The 22,341-nt window shown below is 63.7% G+C and carries 16 protein-coding genes; 4 read left to right on the top strand and 12 right to left on the bottom strand.

The features are described 5' to 3' along the window. Positions 1 to 6: 6 nt before the first annotated feature. The 4 genes from tsaB to SB659_RS00690 form a co-directional block, all read right to left on the bottom strand. Positions 7 to 678, bottom strand: coding sequence for a tRNA (adenosine(37)-N6)-threonylcarbamoyltransferase complex dimerization subunit type 1 TsaB (gene tsaB, locus SB659_RS00705; RefSeq protein WP_284978994.1), 672 nt, complete (start codon positions 676 to 678; stop codon positions 7 to 9). Next, a complete protein-coding gene (gene tsaE, locus SB659_RS00700) occupies positions 678 to 1,253 on the bottom strand; it encodes a tRNA (adenosine(37)-N6)-threonylcarbamoyltransferase complex ATPase subunit type 1 TsaE (RefSeq protein WP_410549194.1) in 576 nt (191 codons plus the stop codon). The genes tsaB and tsaE overlap by 1 nt, the downstream gene beginning before the upstream one ends. Then, positions 1,250 to 2,476, bottom strand: a complete 1,227-nt coding sequence (alr, locus tag SB659_RS00695) for an alanine racemase (protein WP_410549193.1) — start codon at positions 2,474 to 2,476, stop codon at positions 1,250 to 1,252. The genes tsaE and alr overlap by 4 nt, the downstream gene beginning before the upstream one ends. Positions 2,477 to 2,564: 88 nt before the next feature. Then, on the bottom strand, positions 2,565 to 3,659 hold the full coding sequence (locus tag SB659_RS00690; protein ID WP_410549192.1) for a carbohydrate kinase family protein: 1,095 nt from the start codon (positions 3,657 to 3,659) through the stop codon (positions 2,565 to 2,567). A gap of 46 nt (positions 3,660 to 3,705) precedes the next feature. Here SB659_RS00690 and SB659_RS00685 point away from each other — a divergent pair, with 46 nt between their 5' ends. The 3 genes from SB659_RS00685 to SB659_RS00675 all read left to right on the top strand — a co-directional run bounded on the left by SB659_RS00685 (position 3,706) and on the right by SB659_RS00675 (position 8,352). Then, positions 3,706 to 5,127, top strand: a complete 1,422-nt coding sequence (locus SB659_RS00685; protein ID WP_410549191.1) for a 6-phospho-beta-glucosidase — start codon at positions 3,706 to 3,708, stop codon at positions 5,125 to 5,127. Positions 5,128 to 5,301: 174 nt separating this feature from the next. Next, positions 5,302 to 6,546 (top strand): D-inositol-3-phosphate glycosyltransferase, encoded by a 1,245-nt coding sequence (gene mshA, locus SB659_RS00680; RefSeq protein ID WP_284978999.1) that lies wholly within the window; start codon positions 5,302 to 5,304, stop codon positions 6,544 to 6,546. Between the two features lie 117 nt (positions 6,547 to 6,663). Beyond that, positions 6,664 to 8,352 (top strand): formate--tetrahydrofolate ligase, encoded by a 1,689-nt coding sequence (locus tag SB659_RS00675; RefSeq protein WP_410549190.1) that lies wholly within the window; start codon positions 6,664 to 6,666, stop codon positions 8,350 to 8,352. A gap of 76 nt (positions 8,353 to 8,428) precedes the next feature. Here the strand turns inward: SB659_RS00675 and SB659_RS00670 are convergent, their stop codons facing one another. The 8 genes from SB659_RS00670 to glmS all read right to left on the bottom strand — a co-directional run bounded on the left by SB659_RS00670 (position 8,429) and on the right by glmS (position 21,172). Next, a complete protein-coding gene (locus tag SB659_RS00670) occupies positions 8,429 to 9,514 on the bottom strand; it encodes an inositol-3-phosphate synthase (protein WP_284976406.1) in 1,086 nt (361 codons plus the stop codon). 180 nt (positions 9,515 to 9,694) lie between these two features. Then, a complete protein-coding gene (gene mgrA / locus SB659_RS00665) occupies positions 9,695 to 10,732 on the bottom strand; it encodes an L-glyceraldehyde 3-phosphate reductase (protein ID WP_284979001.1) in 1,038 nt (345 codons plus the stop codon). A gap of 97 nt (positions 10,733 to 10,829) precedes the next feature. Continuing rightward, entirely contained in the window at positions 10,830 to 12,617 is a 1,788-nt protein-coding gene (gene treZ, locus SB659_RS00660) for a malto-oligosyltrehalose trehalohydrolase (RefSeq protein WP_284979045.1), read from the bottom strand. 74 nt (positions 12,618 to 12,691) lie between these two features. Beyond that, the gene (treY, locus tag SB659_RS00655; RefSeq protein ID WP_410549189.1) at positions 12,692 to 15,004 is read right to left on the bottom strand and encodes a malto-oligosyltrehalose synthase; all 2,313 of its coding nucleotides are present in this window, start codon (positions 15,002 to 15,004) and stop codon (positions 12,692 to 12,694) included. Continuing rightward, a complete protein-coding gene (glgX, locus tag SB659_RS00650; protein ID WP_410549188.1) occupies positions 15,001 to 17,274 on the bottom strand; it encodes a glycogen debranching protein GlgX in 2,274 nt (757 codons plus the stop codon). The genes treY and glgX overlap by 4 nt, the downstream gene beginning before the upstream one ends. 68 nt (positions 17,275 to 17,342) lie before the next feature. Beyond that, a complete protein-coding gene (locus SB659_RS00645; RefSeq protein WP_410549187.1) occupies positions 17,343 to 18,920 on the bottom strand; it encodes an NAD(P)H-hydrate epimerase in 1,578 nt (525 codons plus the stop codon). A 16-nt stretch (positions 18,921 to 18,936) separates the two neighbouring features. Next, positions 18,937 to 19,284, bottom strand: coding sequence for a holo-ACP synthase (locus SB659_RS00640; protein ID WP_284979005.1), 348 nt, complete (start codon positions 19,282 to 19,284; stop codon positions 18,937 to 18,939). Positions 19,285 to 19,288: 4 nt separating this feature from the next. Beyond that, on the bottom strand, positions 19,289 to 21,172 hold the full coding sequence (gene glmS, locus SB659_RS00635; RefSeq protein WP_284979006.1) for a glutamine--fructose-6-phosphate transaminase (isomerizing): 1,884 nt from the start codon (positions 21,170 to 21,172) through the stop codon (positions 19,289 to 19,291). A gap of 139 nt (positions 21,173 to 21,311) precedes the next feature. Between glmS and coaA the strand changes: the two genes are divergently transcribed. Then, on the top strand, positions 21,312 to 22,283 hold the full coding sequence (gene coaA / locus SB659_RS00630) for a type I pantothenate kinase (RefSeq protein WP_284979007.1): 972 nt from the start codon (positions 21,312 to 21,314) through the stop codon (positions 22,281 to 22,283). Positions 22,284 to 22,341: the final 58 nt, after the last annotated feature.

Raw genomic sequence — 22,341 nt, 5'->3', positions numbered from 1 at the left:
GTCCCATCAGAGCGCCCGCTTCCTGGGCCCAGGCACTTGGGCGTCGGATTCCCGCAAGTACAAGGGCGTGGAGTCCAGCAGCGGTTTGCCTGCCGTGAGCCGGGCCATCGCAAACTGGCCCAAGGCCGCTGCGTTCGGCTGGGCATCGGCGAAGTCCTCGTCGGCGCGCAGGACGTCCGGATAGAGGCCCGCACCAGCACCGAACACGGGGAGGTCGGGCAAATCGGCAGCGAATCCCACATGGGGACCGTCCAGCAATTCAGGCAGTTGGCCCTCTGTGGCCGCGTATCGAGCCCAGTAGACTTCTTTGCGCCGTGCGTCGGTGGCAACGAGGAACTCAGGAGCCGCTGCGGTGGACTCGGCCACCTCCAAGGCGATGGCGTCCAAACTCATGAGCCCGTACAGGGGCTTGTTCCAGACAAAAGCCAGCGTCCGGGCGGTCGCAATGCCGGAGCGCAATCCCGTGAAGGGTCCGGGTCCGACGCCGGTCACGATCGCATCGATGTCCGCTCCGGTAACCCCTGCGCCGGCCAGGAGCTTTTCGATTCCCGGGGCGAGAACTTCGGCATGGCTCCGGGTGTCCTCCGTGGCGAAGGAGTCGATGACTCCTTCCATCGCGACGTCCGAAATGAGGGCCGCACTGGCAACTGCGGAGGTGTCTATGGCCAAAATAAGCATCAGTTTCCTCCCCCAAGGGACGTGGACTCCAGCAGTTCCGGAGCTTCGGGCCAGCGCGGCCCGAAGCCGCGGAAGACTATGGTGCGGGGTTCGTCGTCGTCTTCGGTATCGAAGTCCATAACCTGCTCCGCGCCGGCCGCAACAGACTCTCCGCCCACCGAGCGATGCAAGTCCACTTCAAGGCGGCTCTCGGAGAGATGCTCCACCCGGTCACGCCCCCATTCCACCACCGTCACGGCGGTATCCATGGTGTTTTCCAAGTCGATGTCGTCGATCTCGGCCGCCGATTCGAGCCTGTACGCGTCAACGTGGACCAGGTCCGGGCCGCCGGGGCGGGGGCCTTCGGGGAGATTCGGGTGGATCCTCACCAAGACGAAGGTGGGCGAGATGATGCCTGCGCGGACTCCGAGGCCCTCCCCCAGGCCTTGGGTGAAAGTCGTCTTGCCGGCGCCAAGTTCTCCCGTGAGGACCAGGAGGTCCCCGGCCTCCAGCAGCCCGGCGAGCGCGGCAGCGAGCGCGTGGGTTTGTTCCGCCGTCGTGACCGTTACGGTCCGCTCCCATTGTGGTCCGTTCACGGGGTCGCCGTCCCGGTGGGCTGGGCAGGCAGCTCGTTCAGGTAACTGCGGGGAACCCTCGGGCTGATGCGCGTGACGATCTCGTAATTGTTGGTGCCCGCAGCCGCTGCCCAATGGTCCGCCGTCGGTCCGCCGTCGGCTCCATCACCGAAAAGCACGGCTTCGGCGCCCTTGAGGGCGGTTGCTTCCTCCGCTGTCAGCGGCCCGAGGTCGATGACCATCTGGTCCATCGCGATTCGGCCGACCACCGGGTAGTTTGTGCCGGCGACGCGTACTGGTCCACCTGTCGCGATGCGGGGAACGCCGTCGGCGTATCCCAACGGCACCAGGCCCAGGGTGCTCTCTTCCTTGGTCCGGTAGTTCAGGCCGTAGGAGACGCCCTGTCCCTGCGGCACCTTTTTACAGTTGGACAACAGTGTGCGGACGGTCATGGCGGGGTGGAGGCCGAGCTCGGCGGAGGTGACGCCGTCGAACGGTGACAGTCCGTAGACGCCCAAGCCGACCCGGACCAGGTCAAAGTGTGAGTCGGGACGGGACAACGTTGCGGGTGTGTTGGCGATGTGCCGCACCTCGGTGTCCACACCGGCGTCCTCGGCGATGGCGATGGCTTCGCGGAACAGTTCCAGCTGGGCATCCGTTTCGGGCCGCTCCGGCTCATCTGCCACAGCGAGATGCGAGAAGATTCCCACCACCCGGAGAAGGCCCTGGTCCTGGTAGTCCATTGCTTGGCCCACCAGGTGGTCCCATTCCCCAATGGGGCAGCCATTGCGGCCCAAGCCGGTGTCGACTTTAAGGTGCACGCGTGCCGGGCGCTCCTGGTCGCGGGCGGCGGCGACCACGGCGTCCAGCTCCCACCCGGAAATTCCGACGTCGATGCCCGCGGCGACAGCTGCCTGGAAGTTGCTCTCGGTGGTGTGCAGCCAGGCAAGCAGTGGCGATTCGATTCCCGCGGCGCGCAAGGCGAGCGCCTCGGAGATGTGCGCGACACCAAGCCACGCCGCTCCGGCGTCGAGTGCGGCGCGGGCGACTTGCACGGCTCCGTGACCGTAAGCGTCGGCTTTCACAACGGCCATCACAGCTGCGGGGGAGGCAATACCGGCGAACTGGCGGACGTTGTGCCGCACGGCTTCGAGGTCGATCAGCGCGGAACGTTCAAGCACCGCCGACCTCGCGATGGGGGTGGTGGACCCGATACCGATATCTGCAGCTGCTTCGTAAGTCACCCTAGAGATTCTAGTGCTGCCAATGATCCGGGCTTAATCAGGGGTTGGTGACGGCCTCAGTTTGGGCGGACGTCCGTTGCGAATCAACCTACTGGGCATCGGACAGGTGCGCGATGGTTGCCTTGGCGCGCCGCTGGGCGCCGGCGGGTATGTCTTTCAGGATCGGCTCCAAGAACGCGAACCGCCGTATCCACTGGCTCGACTGCCGTTCCTTCCGGGCGTTGGCGCGCTGCCACCAGTCGGCAATGTCGCCCCAGCCAGGCGCAGCCAACGAACCTCCCACTTGCTGGACGGCGAGGGAGGCGCACAAGTTCGCGAACCGCAACCTGTCCCCGAGCCGCCACCCCGCCAACGATCCCATGATGAAGGCCGCGCTAAAGCAGTCTCCGGCTCCGGTGGGATCGTAGGCCGAGACCGGCAGCGACGGCACCCACTCCTCCTCCCCCGTCTCCGAGTCCACGGCAACGGCGCCTTGCACACCGAGCGTCACCACGGCCACGGGAACGCGATCGGCCAGCGAGTACAGTGCAGCCCAGGGGTCGTCCTTGCCCGTGAAGGCCATGGCTTCAGGAGCGTTGGGCAGGAAGGCGTGGAAATTCTCCAGTTGGTCCAGCCGGCGCTCGGACCACTTTCCGCTGGGATCCCAGCCCACCACTCCGAAGAGTTTTGTGCCCGCGGACTTCACCGCATGCATCCATGGTTCGAGTTCTTCGCCCAGATCGGCGACGGCGGCCAAGGCCTTGGGTGGTTCGCCCATCAGCTCTGTGGCACTGATCGGGGCCGGGTGCCCGTGGGTGACCATGGAGCGGTCCTGGTTGACGCACATGGACACCGTTACCGGCGAGTGCCAACCCGGCACCCGTTGGGACATCGAAAGGTCCACGTGCTCTTGGCTTTCAAGGATCTGCCAGTTGTAGTCCCCATATCCGTCATCACCGAAGGTGGCGGCGAGGCTCGTGCGGAGGCCCAATCTGGCCGCAGCGATTGCCTGGTTGGCCACCCCGCCGGGGCAGCTCCCCATTCCTTCGGACCAGACTTCGGTGCCCGGTTCGGGCGAGTGCGGCAGGCCCGTGAAGATGATGTCTTGGAAAACCGTTCCCGTGAGTAAAAGATCGCAGGCTCCGTTCGCATCCTTGCGCACTGCCGCAAGGGGATCGAAGCGGCGCTGGGGCATAGCGTCCATGCACCGCACACTACGCTGCAGCCACTTTGCTGCATAGACTCAACCCATGCGGCTCATGATCGCCGGCGGCGGCGGATTCAGGGTTCCCCTGGTGTACCGGGCCCTTTGCTCGGGTCCCTTCGCAGGGCTCGTCAGCGAACTGGTCCTTTACGACGTCGACGCCGCGCGCTTGGCCGCCATTGACGCGGTGCTAAGGGACATGCCGGTGGCCGAAGGTTCCCGGCCCGTCGTCGTGGTTTCCACCAATCTGGCAAAGTCCTTGGCGGGGACGGATATGGTTTTTTCCGCGATCCGTCCGGGCGGTACGGCCGGGCGCATCGCGGACGAACGCATCGCTTTGGACCTGGGCCTGCTGGGCCAGGAAACCACCGGAGCGGGCGGCATTTCCTACGCGCTGCGCTCCATTCCCACCATGTTGGAGCTGGCCGAAGCCATGCGGGCCCATTGCCCCGATGCGTGGCTCATCAATTTCAGCAACCCGGCAGGCATGGTCACCGAGGCATTGGTCCCGGTGCTGGGCCGTCGGGTCATTGGCATCTGCGATTCCGCTGGCGGGCTGGTGCAGCGCGCCGCACGCGCCGCGGGCGTCCCGTTAGGCGAGGGAAAGCTCGACGGCGTGGGCTACTACGGACTGAACCACCTCGGTTGGCTGTATCGGTTGGCGCCCGCAGGCCACGACGTCCTGCCGGATCTGCTCGCTGATCACGCGGCCCTTGAATCGATGGAAGAGGGCCGCTTGTTTGGGCAACACATGCTGCAAAAGCTCCGCTGCCTACCCAATGAGTACCTCTATTACTACTACGAGACAGACCACGCCACCGCTGCCATCCGGGCCCTGAAGGAAACACGCGGGGCCGCCATCCATCATCAGCAGGACGCCCTGTACCCAGCGTTGACGGCTTCCTCCCATGCCTACGCGCTCTGGGAATCCGCCCGACGTGCCCGGGAGGAGGGCTACTTGGCCGAGGCGCGCAAGAATGGAGAGGAGCGTGACGAGGATGATCTCGCCGGCGGTGGGTATGAGCGCGTTGCCTTGTCCGTGATGCGGGCCTTGGCTGGCGGGGGAAGCACCGAGTTGATCCTGAACGTGCCGAACTCCCCTGTGGCCGCATCGTTGCGCTCTGGAACTGGCTCGCCCGAAACCGGCCCGCCCGAGCTCGCCGTGCCGGGCTTGCCCGAAACTGCCGTGGTGGAGGTGCCCTGCGACGTAACGTCCGACGGCGCCCTGCCACGCGCGCAGGAAAGGCCAGCCGGGCAGTTCCTGACCTTGATGCGGCACGTCAAGGAAGTGGAGCAGTTGACCATCCGGGCCGCCCGGGACGGTGACCGGGAAGCGGCCCTCCAGGCTTTCGCCGCACACCCGCTGGTGGGATCCACGGCCATCGGAAAACAGCTGTTGGAGGGATACGAGACGGCTTTCCCGGCCCTTCGGTCCTTGTGGGCGCGCGGTTCCGCACCCCTCAGTTAGAGCACCGGTTAGAGCACGCCCCGGTTAAAGCACACCTCGGTTAACACGGGGCTTTGCCAACACGCGCCTCTGGGTAGTACCGGCCGCATAGCCTGACGCCACTACAGCGCGGGGCAGGAGTACTGTTTTCTGCAGGGCAAAGATGGTTTTGCTGTGGTTGTCAGGAGGAAGTTTGTGCCGTTGATCCGCCGTGTGGCGTTGCTTTCCTTGCATACTTCCCCCATGGAGCAACCCGGCGCCGGGGATGCCGGAGGCATGAACGTCTACGTACGGGCACTGGCCATGGCCATGGCGGAATCCGGCGTGGAGGTAGAGATCTTCACCCGCTCCACCAAAGCCGGCCAAGCCGCCGTCGAACATCCCGGGCCCGGCGTCTGCGTCCACAACGTCCTGGCAGGGCCGCCCCGGAAGCTGCCCAAGGAGGAGCTCCCCGAACTTTTGCACCAAATGGTGGAACAGATCGACAAGATCCGCCACCAGCAACTCCACGGCCGCTATGACGCCATCCATTCGCATTACTGGGTCTCCGGGGTGGCCGGCTTGGAGTTGTCGGAACTGTGGGGTGTTCCACTGGTGCACAGCATGCACACCATGGCCAAGGTCAAGAACCTGGTCCTGGAATCCGGCGAGCGGCCGGAACCGAGGCGTCGCGAGGACGGCGAGCAGCGGATCGTGGACGGCGCCTCCCGGCTCATCGCGAATACGTCCGCGGAAGCCGCTGAACTCGTTTCCCACTACGGCGCGGACATCGACCGGATAGATGTGGCACCTCCGGGCGTGGACCTTAAGGTGTTCACGCCCTCGTTCCGCAGGAAGTCACGGACAGAGCGCAAGGTCAGGCCGGACAGTTTCCATCTTGTCTTTGCCGGAAGAATCCAACGCCTCAAAGGTCCCCAGATCTTCGTCAAAGCCGCGGGCATCCTGCGCAAGCGCCGTCCGGATATCGACCTTGAATTGACCATCCTGGGTTCGCTCAGTGGCGCCAAAGACTTCAACCTTCAGCAAATCATTGACGAAGAGGGACTGCACGACGTCGTCACCCACCGCCCGCCGGTGATCGCACCCGAGCTCGCCGGCTGGTTCCGATCTGCCGACGTGGTGGTCATGCCGTCCTTCAGTGAATCCTTCGGATTGGTTGCCTTGGAAGCACAGGCGTGCGGGACCCCGGTGGTGGCTACCAATGTCGGCGGTCTGTCCAGGGCTATTTCAGACGGCCGCACCGGCATCCTGGTGGACGGCCACAACCCCAGCCACTGGGCTGATGTCCTGGAGGACCTATTCGACGACGCGCAGACGCGCGAAGACATGGGCAGGCTTGCCGCGGTGCACGCTGAATCTTTCGGCTGGAAGCACACGGCCGACATCACGATGGAAAGCTACCGCGAAGCGGCCTCAGGGCTGCTCGTCCCACGGCATTAACGGCCCTCCGCCGGTACACGGGTACGGCCTGATAGGTTGATGCGAAACGTAGGCGATCCGGGGAATCCCGTTTCCCGGCGCCTACGCGCAGCGCAAGCCCTGAGCCGAAGGACAACGATGTCTGAGAATAAGGTCCCCTCCGATCTGGACATTGCCCACAACGGCGCCATCTTGCCCATCGAAGAAATCGCCAGGCGCGCAGGCATTCCTGCGGACGCTTTGGAGCTCTACGGCCCCTACAAGGCCAAGATCCAGCCCGGGAAGCTGCGCCTCCAAGACAGCAAAGCGCCCGGCAAGGTGGTCCTGGTCTCTGCCATGTCGCCCACCCCTGCCGGGGAAGGGAAGTCCACGACAACCGTGGGGCTTGCCGACTCCTTGGCGCGGGCCGGACACAAGGTCATGATCGCGCTTCGCGAACCCTCGCTGGGACCGATCCTTGGCATGAAGGGCGGAGCTACGGGAGGCGGCTACTCGCAGGTGTTGCCCATGGATGACATCAACCTGCATTTCACGGGTGATTTCCACGCCATCACCTCGGCCAACAATGCGCTGATGGCTTTGGTGGACAACCATATCTTCCAAGGAAATGCGCTCGGAATCGATCCGCGCAGAATGACGTTCAAGCGCGTCTTGGACATGAATGACCGCTCATTGCGGGAAGTGGTCATAGGCCTCGGTGGACCAACCCAAGGGGTGCCGCGGCAAGACGGCTTCGACATCACGGTGGCCTCGGAGATCATGGCGGTTTTCTGCCTGGCCAGCGACCTCGACGACCTGCGACGCCGCTTGGCGAACATCACTTTCGGCTACACCTATGACCGAGCGCCCGTCACGGTCGCGGACCTAGGTGTTGAAGGAGCACTGACCCTGTTGCTCAAGGACGCGATCAAACCAAACCTCGTCCAGACCATAGCCGGAACGCCCGCGCTGGTTCACGGTGGCCCGTTCGCCAACATCGCGCATGGATGCAATTCCCTGATCGCAACGCGCACGGCTACCCGGCTCGCGGACGTTGTTGTCACCGAGGCCGGGTTCGGCGCTGACCTGGGGGCCGAAAAGTACATGGACATCAAGGCGAGGATCGCGGACGTGGCGCCGTCTGCCGTCGTGGTGGTCGCGACAGTCCGGGCCCTCAAAATGCAAGGCGGCGTCCCCAAGGACCAACTCAACGAGCCCAATGTGGCGGCGGTGGCCGCAGGAGTCGCCAACCTCAAACGGCACCTGGGCAATGTGGCCAAGTTCGGGATTTCCCCGGTGGTCTCGATCAACAAATTCGGAACGGACACCGCCGCGGAACTCCAGTGGCTGCTCGATTGGTGCCAAGCAGAAGGTGTCCAAGCCGCCGTCGCCGATGTATGGGGCAAGGGCGGTGGAGGCGACGGCGGTGACGACCTGGCCGCCAAGGTGGCCGCTGCGCTGGAGGCGCCGTCGTCTTTCCGTCACCTTTACCCGCTGGAGCTCAGCATCGAGGATAAGATCACCACGATCGTGCGCGAGATTTACGGTGCCGACGGCGTGGAGTTCTCGGTTCCAGCGTTGCGGCGTTTGGCCGAGATTGAGAGAAACGGGTGGAGCGGGCTACCGGTGTGCATGGCCAAGACCCAGTACTCGTTCACCGATGACGCCACCAAACTGGGTGCCCCAAACGGGTTCACGGTCCACGTCCGGGACCTCATCCCCAAGACGGGCGCAGGGTTCATCGTGGCGTTGACCGGTGCGGTGATGACGATGCCCGGGCTTCCCAAAGAACCGGCAGCGATGCGCATGGACGTTGACGCCCAGGGCAACCCCACGGGCCTCTCCTAAGGCCGCTCAGGAGCATAGGAAACGGAAGGCGCCCTCCCACCTTGGGTGGAAGGGCGCCTGCAGAAGCTATTCGGTTTTAGCGTTCGATGTCGCCGCGGATAAAGGCCTCGACCTTTTCGCGGGCGATGTCATCGTTGAACTGCTCCGGCGGGGACTTCATGAAGTAGCTGGAAGCCGAGAGCAGCGGACCGCCGATGCCACGGTCCAGGCCGATCTTCGCTGCACGGATGGCATCGATGATCACACCCGCAGAGTTCGGTGAGTCCCACACTTCGAGCTTGTACTCCAGGGAGACGGGAGCGTCGCCGAAGTTGCGGCCTTCGAGGCGGACGAAAGCCCACTTGCGGTCATCAAGCCACGCAACGTAATCGGACGGTCCGATGTGGACATCGTCAGCGTGCAGTACGGCCTCGACGTTGGAGGTCACGGCCTGGGTCTTGGAGATCTTCTTGGACTCGAGGCGGTCCCGCTCAAGCATGTTCTTGAAGTCCATGTTGCCGCCGACGTTGAGCTGGTAGGTGCGATCCAGCGTGACGCCGCGGTCTTCGAAGAGCTTAGCCATGACGCGGTGCGTGATGGTGGCGCCGATCTGGCTCTTGATGTCATCGCCCACGATCGGAATGCCGGCTTCGGTGAACTTGTCAGCCCATTCCTTGGTTCCGGCGATAAATACGGGCAGGGCGTTGACGAAAGCAACGCCAGCGTCGATGGCACACTGTGCGTAGAACTTTGCCGCCTGTTCGGAGCCCACCGGCAGGTAGCACACCATGACATCGGCTTTCGCTTCACGAAGGGCCGCAACGATGTCGACGTTTTCCTCGGGAGCTTCGACGATGGTTTCGCGATAGTACTTGCCCAAGCCATCCAGGGTGTGGCCGCGCTGGACAGTTACGCCGGTGGAAGGAACGTCGGCGATCTTGATGGTGTTGTTTTCGCTTGCGCCGATGGCGTCGGCAAGGTCCAAGCCCACCTTTTTGCTATCGACGTCGAAGGCAGCAACGAACTGGACGTCGTTGACGTGGTACTGACCGAACTCAACGTGCATCAGACCCGGGATCGTGGCCGTAGGGTCGGCGTCACGGTAGTACTGAACACCTTGGACCAGCGATGCAGCGCAGTTACCTACGCCGACAATGGCAACACGAATCGGATGTGAAGACACGGAACTCCTTTTGAGACTAAACCTCAGGTGCCTCGCGCCGTTCCAAATGGTTTCGGAACGCGACGAATGGGCACGGCGCCACTTGGCACACACCTTGCATTGTATCGAACACATCGGGGGCAGGTTTTGTTCCCGCCACGTTGGCCACCGGCCCCCGATGTTCGACTCTGCAGCCTCCTGCTACTTCTGTGCCCAGAGGTTGATATCGGATTCGACGGCAAACTCATCGATCGCCGTCAGCTCATCCGTCGTGAAAGCAAGGTTGTTGATGGCACTGAGGGTGTCCTCCAGTTGCGCCACGCTCGAGGCACCAACCAGGGCGGAGGTCACCGGGGAACCCTTGGGCTGGTCACGAAGGATCCAGGCAATGGCCATCTGTGCCAGGGTCTGGCCGCGGCCCTCAGCGATGGCCTTGAGGCCCCGCACGCGATCCAGCTTTTCCTCCGTCAACTGGGACTCGGACAGGAAGCGTTCCTTCGCAGCCCTGGAATCAGCCGGAATACCGTTGAGGTAGCGGTCGGTCAGCATCCCTTGGGCCAGCGGCGAGAACGCGATGGATCCCGCGCCCACCTGGTCCAAGGCCTCGTACAGGTTGGGGGAACCGTTCTCGGTCCAACGGTTAAGCATGGAATAGCTGGGCTGGTGGATGAGCAGGGGTGTTCCGAGCTCCTTCAGGATCCGGGCCGCCTCGAGCGTCTGTTCGGGAGTGTAGGAAGAGATGCCGGCGTAAAGGGCCTTGCCTGAGCGGACGGCGTAGTCGAGGGCACCCATCGTCTCTTCAAGCGGCGTCTCCGGGTCCGGGCGGTGGCTGTAGAAGATGTCCACGTACTCCAGGCCCATCCGCTCCAAGGACTGGTCAAGGCTGGAAATCAGGTATTTCCGGGATCCCCACTCGCCGTAGGGGCCGGGCCACATGTAATAGCCGGCCTTGGTGGAGATGATGAGTTCATCGCGGTAGGGCTTGAAGTCTTCCTTCAGGTGGCGGCCGAAGTTCGTTTCGGCCGATCCGTCCGGAGGCCCGTAGTTGTTGGCCAGGTCAAAGTGGTTCACTCCGAGATCGAAGGCGCGGCGCAGGATGGCGCGCTGTTCATCGAAGCGTTTGTCATCACCGAAGTTGTGCCAAAGGCCCAGCGAAATGGCAGGGAGTTTGAGTCCGCTGCGTCCGACGCGGCGGTAGGGCATGGTCTCGTAGCGGTCTTCCGCAGCCGAATAAGTCATACTTACCATCCTGCCACTGCCCGGCGCGGGGTGACGGCGCTGTCCGCAATGTGGGCGCCGTCACCCCGACGTCGTGGTTTTTCTTTTGAAAGACGTCCTAGGAAAGGCGCACGACGACGGCGCTGGCACCCGGAAGCGCCAGGGTCCCGTCCTCGAGGACTGCTTTTTCGTCGGTGGCCAACAGCACGGTGCCGGTGAGCGGAAGCTCAAGGGCGTCATCCCCGAAGTTGCACACCACGCGAACGCTGCCCGCTCCCCCGTGGCTGCGCGAGAACTGCAGCCAGTGATCGTCGTCGTCGAACTCTACGGACGTCTCACCGAATCCTCCGTCAACCAGTTCAGGCGTATTCCGGCGCAGCTGTGCTAAATCCTTGTACAGCTGGAGCAAGCGCGCATGCTCACCCTCTCCGGCTTCAGCCCAGTTGAGCTTGGAGCGCAGGAAGGTTTCCGGGTCCTGGGGATCCGGCACCACCTTGGGATCCCAGCCCATGCGTTCAAACTCCTTGATCCGGCCCTCGGCTGTGGCTTTGCCAAGCTCCGGCTCCGGGTGGGAGGTGAAGAACTGCCACGGTGTGGACGCGCCGAACTCCTCGCCCATGAACAGCATGGGCGTAAAGGGGGACGTCATGGTCAGGACGGCACCGATTGCCAACCTGCCGTAGGACAGGGATGCGGTAAGCCTGTCTCCTATGGCCCGGTTGCCGATCTGGTCATGGTTTTGGAGGCAGACCACCAAGGCCGAAGGGTGCGCGAGATCGTGGCGGATGGGCCGCCCGTGATGCCGGCCGCGGAAGCTCGAGTAGCTGCCATCGTGCAGGAATCCATGCTCCAGGACCTTCGCCAGCACGGCGAGTGAATCGAAGTCCGAGTAGTACCCCGTTGTCTCCCCGCTCAAGTTAACGTGGACGGCGTGGTGGAAGTCATCGCTCCACTGGCCCTCCAGTCCGTAACCGTTGTCCTTGCGCGGGTAGATGAGGCGTGGATTGTTCAGGTCCGATTCCGCGATGAGCGTCCTCGGGATCCCGGTCTCCGCCTCGATAAGATCCCCCAGCGCCCCGAATTCCTCGAGGATGTGAACTGCGCGTTCGTCCCGCAGGGCGTGCACCGCATCGAGTCGGAGGCCGTCCACGTGGTAATCACGGAGCCACATCGCCGCGTTCCCGAGGATGTACCGCCGGACGTCGTCGGACCCGGGCCCGTCGAGGTTTACCGAATCGCCCCAGGTGTTGCCCTCGCCCGACTTCAGGTACGGGCCGAATTTCGGCAGGTAGTTCCCGCTGGGACCAAGGTGGTTATAGACGACGTCCTGGATGACACCCAACCCGGCGGCATGGGCGGCATCCACGAAACGCTGGTACGCCGCAGGACCGCCGTAGGGCTCATGGACGGCGTACCAGAGGACGCCGTCGTAGCCCCAGTTATGGACTCCATTGAAATCGTTGACCGGCAGCAGCTCGATGAAGTCAACGCCGAGTTCCGCGAGGTAGCTCAGCTTGCCGGCAGCAGCGTCCAGCGTTCCTTCGGGCGTGAACGTGCCCAAGTGCAGCTCATAAATGACGGAACCCTTGAGTTCGCGCCCTTTCCATTGGGCGTCCTGCCACTCATGCGCGGCGGGATCGAACGTCGCGGACAACCCATGGACACCTTCCGGCTGCCTGCGCGAACGCGGGTCCGGGAAGGGCCCTTCTCCGTCCACGAGGTAGCCATAGGCAACGTCCACGGCGTCCCCTGCTACTAGGTCAGCGGGCGCCCGCCACCAACCGGCGGCGCCGTCGTCGTGAATTTCCTCCATGGGGTATTCCTGGCCGCCAGCCAGAAGGCGTACCGAATCGGCGTTCGGCGCCCACACGTCGTAGCGGCTTTTTCCAGCAGCGTGCTCCAGCATCATGATCCCCTGTATGTCTTCAAGCGTGCGTTGCAGTGCAGTGTCAGTTCAGTGCAGTTGTGGTGCGTCCGTCATTACTCGGCAGGTACAAGCAGTGCCACCGGATACTGCCCCAAGACAGTGGCCACGGAAACTTCGCCGGCGCCGTACGTAGCTCCGGTGAGTTCATCGCGGAAGGTGACGGGCAGATCGATGACCGTATCCCGCCAGCCGCCGTCCCCAGCCAACCGCTTGGGCAAACGGGTGGCGAGTGTGACGGCGCCTGGGCCATCGGCACCCCGATCGAACGCGATCAGGTGGTTCGCTGCCTCACCGCGGACATCCACCGCACGGTACCCGCCAAAGAGTTCAGGCCGGTCACGGCGCAGCCTCAGGGCACGGGATACCACCAGGAGTTTGGCTGCATCCTCCGTGTAAGCCGGCCTCGGTCCGTTATCGATATCCGCCAGTGCGTCCATCCGCGCCTGGAAGTCCACAGGCCTCCGGTTGTCCGGGTCAGTCAGTGAACCATCCCTGAACTCAGTCCCCTGGTACACGTCGGGGACACCGGGCATTGTCAGCTGGATGAGCTTGGCGGACAAGGAGTTGGACGTTCCGTACGGCTCCAGTTCAGCCACGAAGTTTTCCAACGCTGCGGCTACCTCCGGGACGTCGAAAACGGCGTCGACGGCGGCAGCCAAGTGGCGTTCGAACTCCTGGTCCGGGTCCGTCCAGTTAGTGGAATTCCCGGCTTCCCGTGCCGCCTTGAGCGCATAGGACTGGAGCCTGCCGCGATCAGCAGGCCACGCTCCGGCGATAGCCTGCCACACCAGGGCAGCCAGGGGGCCGTCCGGAATCGGGGCGAGTTCCTGGGCCGTGCCGAGGAAGAGCTCCCACTCCGGGACAGCTTCGGAAATGACCGAGATGCGGGCCCGGGTGTCTTCGCTGCGCTTGGTATCGTGCGTGCTCAGCGTGGTCATGGATAGCGGCAGTTCTGCTTGTCGCCGGGCCATCCGCCCATGGAACCCTGCGGGCGACAACGAGAACTCCGTGGGCTCTGCCCCGACTTCGGTCAGGGTCCCAAGCCGGGTGTAACGGAAGAACGCAGTGTCCTCCACACCCTTGGCCATCACCATTCCCGAGGTCTGCTGGAAACGCCGGGCAAGTTCGCCCGAGGTGTCCAGCAGGTAGGGCTGGAGAACCCCCAGGACCTGCTCGAGCTCCGGCCGGTGCTTTGCCGCGCGGTGGACGGCTTCCACCAACGTTTCCTTCCCATATGGGAGGTACGTCCGGTAGATCGGGAACCAGCAAATGACCTCGGCTATCGCATCGGCAGCAGAGTCCGTGGGAAGCTGCGCATCCTCCGGAACGAGGCGGGCCAGCCGGAGGACCTCCGAACGCAGGATCCCATCCGCGATCCGGCGCTTGGTGGCATGGATCATGAGGTGGTAGTCCGCGGGCTCGTCGGCATCCCGAAGACGCGCATCGAGGGAGTCGAGGTACTCTTCGGCCGTCGGGTCCACGAACAAGCGGTCGACGTCGGCGAGAGCGTCATAGCCCGTAGTACCTTCACAATCGAAGGTCTCCGGCAGCTTTTCTCCCGGTTCCAGGATCTTTTCAACCAGCAGGTAGGCTCCGCCTGTGGCTTTCCGGAGCCTGGCCAGGTATCCCTCCGGATCCGCGAGGCCGTCCGGGTGGTCGATCCGCAGGCCATCCACCAGACCCTCATCGAACCAACGCACGATCTCTTGGTGTGCCTCGTCGAAGACCCACGGGACCTCCACGCGCACACCGGCAAGCGTGTTGACGGCGAAGAAGCGCCGGTAGTTCAGCTCGGCATCCGCCCGACGCCATCCAACCAACGCATAGTGCTGCCGCGCGTGGACATCCTGGGGGCTGTCCCCGGCCTGCACGGTACCTTCGGCCACCGGAAAGCGGTGATCGTAGTAATGGAGCTCATTGTCCACCAAGGTGAGTTGGTCGATGTCCTCATCACTGCCGAGCACAGGAATGCGGATCTTCCCGCCGCCGAAGTCCCAGTCGACGTCGAACGCTTCCGCGTACTTGGACGAACGGCCTTCTTTCAACAGTTGCCACCACCAGGCGTTTTGCGCCGGAGTGGCCACGCCCATGTGGTTGGGGACGATGTCCACCAGGACGCCGAGGCCCTGTTCCCGTGCGGCCTTGGAGAGCATGGACAGCCCCTCCGCTCCGCCGCGGGACGGGTCCACGCTGGAGAGATCGGTGACGTCATAGCCATGATCCGAGCCCTCCTCCGCCGTGAGGATGGGAGAAAGGTATACCCAGTCGACGCCCAGCGACCGGAGATAGCCGGTCAGCTTGGCGGCGTCCTGAAGCGTGAATCCGGACCGGATTTGGAGCCGGTACGTGGATACAGGGGTCCTCATTCTCCGTCCTTCGCGGGGCTGGCGGCGGGGGCAGCGTCTCCGGCCTTGTAGTCGAAGGGCAATGACGTCACTGCCGGCGCCGTGATCGACGCCGTTTCCGGCGTGCTGGTCTGGGTCAGCGCAGCAAGGGAAGCAGCGACGGAGTGGTCCGGTTCCACCTCGGGAGCCGTGTGGGCCCGGAGGACCACGAGCGACTTGCCTGCCACGGTGAGTGTCTGGTCAGGCTTGACAACTCCCGCTTCGGCACCTTCTCCCGCGGTGTCGATCATGACGTCCCATGCCGGGGCGTACTCGTCCGAAGGAATTCGGAAATCGACCTGTTCCTGGTCCGCGTTGAAGTACAGCAGGAAGTTGACGTCGGTGATGCGCCGGCCCTGGGTATCCAGGCCGTGGATGCCGTCGCCATTGAGGAAGACACCCACAGCACGGCCCAGTGCCTCGTCCCAATCGGACGGGCTCATGTCATTGGCGTCGGCGTCCAGCCATACGATGTCCGGGAGCCGCTCGCCTTCACCGCGAAGCACAGGGCGGCCGTCGAAGAAGCGGCTGCGGCGCAGGCTGGGGTGCTTTGCGCGCAGCGCGCTGACGGCTGCCGTGAACTCGATCAGGGGCTGGTCCACGTTGTCCCAGTGGATCCAGGTCAGCTCGGAGTCTTGGCAGTAGCCGTTGTTGTTTCCGCCTTGGGTCCTTCCAAGTTCATCGCCGTGGAGCAACATGGGAACACCTTGGGACAGGAACAGGGAGGCAATGAAGTTCCGCTGCTGGCGGGCCCTCAGTGCCAGGACGGTGGCGTCATCGGTGGGACCTTCTACGCCACAGTTCCATGAACGGTTGTGCGATTCGCCGTCGTTGTTGTCTTCCCCGTTGGCGTCGTTGTGCTTCTCGTTGTAGGAGACGAGGTCATGCAGGGTGAAACCGTCGTGAGCGGTAACGAAGTTGATGGAGGCAACAGGCCGCCGCCCCGAGTGCTCGTAGAGGTCCGCAGAGCCGGTCAGCCGTGATGCGAATTCACCAAGGGTGGAAGGCTCGCCCCGCCAGAAGTCGCGGACGGTATCGCGGTATTGGCCGTTCCATTCCGTCCACTGCGGCGGGAAGTTGCCCACCTGGTAGCCGCCGGGGCCAACGTCCCATGGCTCGGCAATGAGCTTCACCTGGGAAACCACCGGGTCCTGCTGGATGAGTTCGAAGAAGCTGGAGAGCTTGTCCACATCGTAGAACTCGCGGGCCAGGGTGGAAGCGAGGTCGAACCGGAAGCCATCCACGTGCATTTCCGTGACCCAGTAGCGCAAGGAATCCATCAACAGCTGCAGTGAATGCGGGCTGCGGACATTCAGGGAGTTACCCGTCCCGGTGTAGTCCATGTAGTACTTCTGGTCGTCCTCCACCAAGCGGTAGTAGGCAGAGTTGTCGATGCCCTTGAAGGACAGCGTGGGGCCAAGGTGGTTACCTTCGGCTGTGTGGTTGTACACGACGTCGAGGATGACCTCGATCCCCGCAGCGTGCAGCGCGCGGACCATCGCTTTGAAGTCCTGCACCTGCTGCCCGGTATCGCCCTTGGAGCTGTAGCTGTTGTGCGGGGCGAAGAAGCCGATGGTGTTATAGCCCCAGTAATTGCTCAGGCCTTTGTCCTGCAGGATTCCGTCATTGACGAATTGGTGCACAGGCATCAGTTCAATGGCGGTGACACCAAGCTTCTGCAGGTGCGAAATCACGGCGGGGTGGGCCACGCCGGCATAGGTGCCGCGCTGTTCCTCGGGGATCTCGGGGTGCAGCTGGGTGAGGCCCTTGACGTGGGCCTCGTAGATCACGGACTTGTGGTACGGAATCTTGAGGAGCTTGTCGCCATCCCAGTCGAAGAACGGGTTGGTCACAACGCCCAGCATCATGTGGGCTGCGGAGTCCTCGTCATTGCGCGACTCAGGATCGCCCAAGTTGTAGGAAAACAGCGACGGATCCCAGTCGATCTGCCGGTGGATAGCCTTGGCGTAAGGGTCCAGCAGCAGCTTGTTGGGGTTGAAGCGCTGGCCTGCATCCGGGTCATACGGCCCATGGACGCGGTACCCGTACTTCTGTCCCGGCTGTGCCAACGGCAGGTAACAGTGCCACACGTAACCGTCAACCTCAGTGACTTCCACGCGGACTTCCCCGCCGTCGTCGTCGAAGAGACACAACTCCACTTTTTCGGCCTTCTCGCTGAACAGCGCGAAGTTGGTGCCCGTGCCGTCAAACGTGGCGCCGAGCGGGTAAGCCGATCCAGGCCAGACTTCCATGCGTTCTCCTCTAGTGAATGCGAACAACTCCTGCAAGCCTACTCACTGGACCGACACAGTCAGTAACCTTAGGGTCTTCTGTGGTCGTATTCCGCGCACAGCGAACCAATGACGCGGGGAACCGCCGCCATGATGGCCGACGCAGTGATAGGTCCTCCCCCATTTTCGCCGGAGGCAGCGGTTCCGGCCCGGCCGTGGATGCTCGCCGCGCAGGCCGCCAGGGCAGCCCAGCGATCGTCGTGTTCGAGGCCCAACGCGGCGTAAGGGCCGTCGTCGTCCTGGATCGATTCCACGGATTGCACCAGCAGGGCACCCAAGAGACCAGCCAGTACGTCGCCGCTGCCCGCGGTGGCCATCCACGACGTCCCCTCGGACTGGCAGAAGGCAACGCCCGACGGCGAGGCCACCAGGGTGGTGGCACCCTTCAGGAGGACTGTGGCCCCGGTCTGCCTCGCGGCGTGACGTGCGAAGTGCAACGGACGGGACTCGACGTCGTCCCGCGTCACCGCCGCTTCACCGGGACCCGAGAGGGAGGCCAGGAGGGTTGCCAGCTCTCCTGCGTGCGGTGTCAGGATCCACTGCGGGGGGCATCGGCCCGGCAAGGCACTTAGTGCGCCGGCGTCGAGCACCACCGGAAGTTCCGAGGACCCTGCGTCCTTCAGCGCCGCGCGGACACGCTCCAGTTGTTCATCCCCGTCAACTCCCGGTCCCAGCAGCCACGCCTGAACGCGGCCCGGGCTACCACTTTCCCAGAGGGCTTCGGGGGTGCGGCCAAGCACCTCACGTGCCGCGGTCTCCGGCCCGAGGTAGCGCACCATTCCAGCGCCGGTGAGCGCTGCGGAATGCACGCAGAGGACCGCAGCGCCAACAAACCGCGAAGAACCCGCGACCACCCCCAGGACGCCCCGGGAGTACTTCTGCGCACGGCGCTCAGGCTTAGGCAGGACGCGGTTAAGGTCAGCGGCGGTGAGCCTCCGGAGTTCCGGAGTGGCGGAGTTGAGCGATTCTTCTATACCAATGCGGACCAGTTCGACCCGGCCAGCGCATCCTGCCCCGGGATCGGCCATGAGTCCGGCTTTGATACCGCCGAAGGTAACGGTGACATCAGCCTCCAGGACGGGCCAGTGCACTTCTCCGGTGTTCGCATCCAGCCCACTGGGAAGATCACAGGCCACCACCAGGCGGGGACGGAGTTCCTGGAGGCAGGCAACCAGCTCCGCCGAGTCTTCCCGCAACCCTCCCCGGGCACCGGTCCCCAGCACCGCGTCAATGACGGCGTCGTGCCCGGCGCAGAGAACCGCAAGTTCCTCAGCGTTTCCGGAACCCAGCTGAAGGCAGCGCCCTCCGGCCGCGAGGAAGGCAGCCAGCCCTTCGGAATGCACTTTAGGGGACGTAAGGATAGCCGTAACCCGCATTCCACGGCGGGCCAGCAGGGCACCCGCGAAGAGGCCGTCGCCACCGTTGTTTCCGCTGCCGACGAGGACCGCGACGGCGGCACCGGGCAGACGACGCTCTTGGTGCACCTCACGGATCACGGCAAGGGCGAGGCCGTACGCTGCCCGCTGCATAAGAACAGCGCCCTCACCGGAGTCCAGGAGCGACTGTTCCGCATCCCTGATCTGTTGTCCAGTGAAGGCGCTGATCATTAGTTATGAAGTCCGTCTAGCCCTCGGCGATGACGGTCGCCGTGGCGATGCCGCCGTCGTGGCTAATGGACAAATGCCAGCGTTTGACGCCGCGTGACTCGGCCACCGCAAGGACAGTTCCCTTGACCTGCACGGTGGGACCGTTCTCGTCCAGGCCGATCCAGCAGTCCTGCCAGTTCATGCCCGCAGGTGCGCCAAGCACTTTGGCCACGGCTTCCTTGGCTGCAAAGCGGGCAGCCAAGGAACGGGGGTTCAGCTCCCGCTCAGCAGGGACGAACAAGCGGTCCCTGAGCCCGGGGGTGCGTTCCAGCTGCCGCCCGAAGCGCTCGATGTCTACGACGTCTACGCCAATGCCAACGATCATGGCGTTATTCTACGGTCACGCTCTTGGCGAGGTTACGCGGCTGGTCGACGTCGTAACCCTTCGCCCCGGCCAGTTCGGCTGCGAAGATCTGCAGCGGAACCGTGGTGAGCAGCGGCATCAGCAGGGTAGGCGTTTCAGGAACGTAGAACACGTGCTCCGCGTAGTCCTTAACCGACTCGTCACCTTCTTCAGCGATGACCAAGGTGCGTGCACCACGGGCGCGGACTTCCTGGATGTTGCTGACCACCTTGGAGTGCAGGGAGTCGCGGCCACGAGGTGACGGAACGACGACGAACACGGGCTGGCCGTCGTCGATGAGCGCAATCGGGCCATGCTTGAGCTCACCGGCGGCGAAGCCTTCCGCGTGGATGTACGCGATTTCCTTGAGCTTCAGGGCACCTTCCAGTGCTACTGGGTAGCCCACGTGGCGGCCGAGGAACAGCACCGACTTTTCGTCTTTCATGCTGCGTGCCAGCTCGCGCAGCGGGCCCGCACCGTCCAAAATGTGCTGGATCTTGGCAGGGATCTTGGAGAGGTCCGCGAGGACGTCCTTGATCTGGCCGGAGAAGATGTTGCCGCGCAACTGGGCCAGGTACAGGCCAAGCAAGTATGCGGCGGTGATCTGCGCAAGGAACGCCTTAGTGGAGGCGACGGCGATTTCCGGGCCGGCGTGCGTGTAGAGCACGGCGTCGGATTCCCGCGGAATGGTGGAACCGTTGGTGTTACAGATGGAGATCGTCTTGGCACCCTGCTCACGGGCGTAGCGGACGGCCATCAGCGTGTCCATGGTCTCGCCCGACTGGCTGATGGAAACCACCAGCGTGTTGGAGTCGACGATCGGATCGCGGTAGCGGAACTCGTGGGCGAGCTCAACCTCCGTGGGAATACGGCACCAGTTTTCAATGGCGTACTTGGCCACGAGGCCGGCGTAGGCTGCCGTTCCGCAGGCGAGCACAATGATCTTGTTGACCTGCTTGAGGAGCTCAGGGTCAATGCGGACCTCATCGAGGGTCAGCTTGCCGTCGAGGTCGGAGCGACCCAACAGGGTCTGGGCAACGGCGTCCGGTTGGTCGTGGATTTCCTTCTCCATGAAGGAGCTGAATCCACCCTTTTCCGCCGAGGCCGGGTCCCAGTCAACGTGGTACTCCTTGCCTTCAGCGGGCTTGCCGAAGAAGTCGGTAATGTCCACGGACTCCGCGGTGATGGTAACGATCTGGTCCTGGCCCAATTCCACGGCACGACGGGTGTAGTCGATGAAGCCGGAGACGTCCGAGCCCAGGAAGTTCTCGCCGTCGCCAAGGCCCACCACGAGCGGGGAATTGCGGCGTGCAGCAACAACGACGTCGGGCTGGTCGGCGTGGACGGCCAAGAGGGTGAAGGCACCCTCGAGCCGCTGGCAGGCCAGACGCATCGCCTGCGTGAGGTTGGCGCCGTCGCCGTCGAATTCGGTGCGGAAGATGTCACCGATCAGGGCGGCAGCAACTTCGGTATCGGTTTCCGAAGCAAATACGACGCCCTTGGCCAGCAACTCCTGCTTGAGCTCGGCGAAGTTCTCGATGATGCCGTTGTGGATCACCGCAAGGCGTCCGCCGTCGGAAAGGTGCGGGTGCGCGTTCTGGTCGGTCGGGCCGCCGTGCGTGGCCCAACGGGTATGACCGATACCGGTCAGCGACTCCGGAACCGGATCTGCTTCCAGCTCAGCAATCAGGTTGCTCAGCTTGCCGGACTTTTTGCGGGAGGAAATACTCCCGTCAGCCACCACAGCGACGCCAGCGGAGTCATAGCCGCGGTACTCAAGACGACGCAGCCCTTCCACCACAACGTCAAGGGCGCTGTGACCAGCTTCCTTGCGAGACGAATTGCCAACATAGCCTACGATTCCACACATGGGTACAAGCCTAACTGCTAGCCCGGACAATCGACGTCGGACATCCTCTCTCTAGCCTTAACAATTCACCTCGGGTCCCCTTCCGCGTGGTCGCACGGTCGCCGCCCATTTCCTGATCCGCCCCACTGAAGGCAGAATCATGAGAGTGACTTTGCAACGCAGTGAGGCGAATGGCGACGGCGCTTCCCCCTTTGTTGAGCTGGACCGTCAAACGTGGTCTCGGCTTGCAGCCCAAATGGAGCAGCCGCTCAATGAAGAGGACGTCTTCCGCCTCCGCGGCCTGGGCGATCCCCTGGACCTGAAGGAAATCCGGGAGGTATACCTTCCCCTTTCCCGCCTCCTGCACCTCTACGTCCAGGCATCCCAGCAGCTCCATGCCGCAACCACCACGTTCCTTGGCGAGCAAACTCAGCGCACCCCGTTCGTCATCGGTGTGGCTGGCTCGGTAGCCGTGGGCAAATCGACCATCGCCCGCGTGCTCAGGGAAATGTTGCGACGCTGGCCAGGGACTCCGAACGTGGAACTCGTCACAACCGACGGGTTCCTCTATCCCCTGGCCGAGTTGAAGCGCCGGCACCTCCTGGAACGCAAGGGCTTCCCGGAATCCTATGACCGGCGGAGCTTGCTCCGGTTCGTCTCCGAGGTCAAGGGCGGCGCGGAGGAAGTCAGGGCACCGTGGTACTCCCACGTCACGTACGACATTGTGCCGGGCAAGCAGGTGGTGGTCCGGCGCCCGGATGTCCTGATCGTGGAAGGACTCAACGTCCTCGCACCGGCACGTCCGCGGATGGACGGCAAGCAAGGCCTCGCCGTCAGTGACTTCTTCGACTTCTCCATCTACGTGGACGCTAAAACGTCCTACATCGAGGAATGGTACGTGGACCGGTTCCGGAAGCTTCGGTCCACTGCCTTCGCGCAGCCGGAATCCTATTTCCACCGCTACGCCACCTTGTCCGACGACGACGCCGAGTCCACAGCCAGGGGTATTTGGAAGCGGATCAACGAGCCGAACCTGGAGGAGAACGTCCTGCCAACCCGCGGCCGAGCCCAGTTGGTCCTCACCAAGGACGCGGACCATTCCATCCGGCGCATGCTCCTGCGAAAGGTCTAAGACAGTGGATCAGCCGCACCCAGCACCAAGCCGCCGGGCGTTTACGGGATTCCTGGCA

The sequence above is a fragment of the Arthrobacter sp. SIMBA_036 genome (assembly GCF_046535135.1).
GTDB lineage: Bacteria > Actinomycetota > Actinomycetes > Actinomycetales > Micrococcaceae > Arthrobacter.
This window is presented reverse-complemented; position numbering and strand designations above follow the sequence as displayed.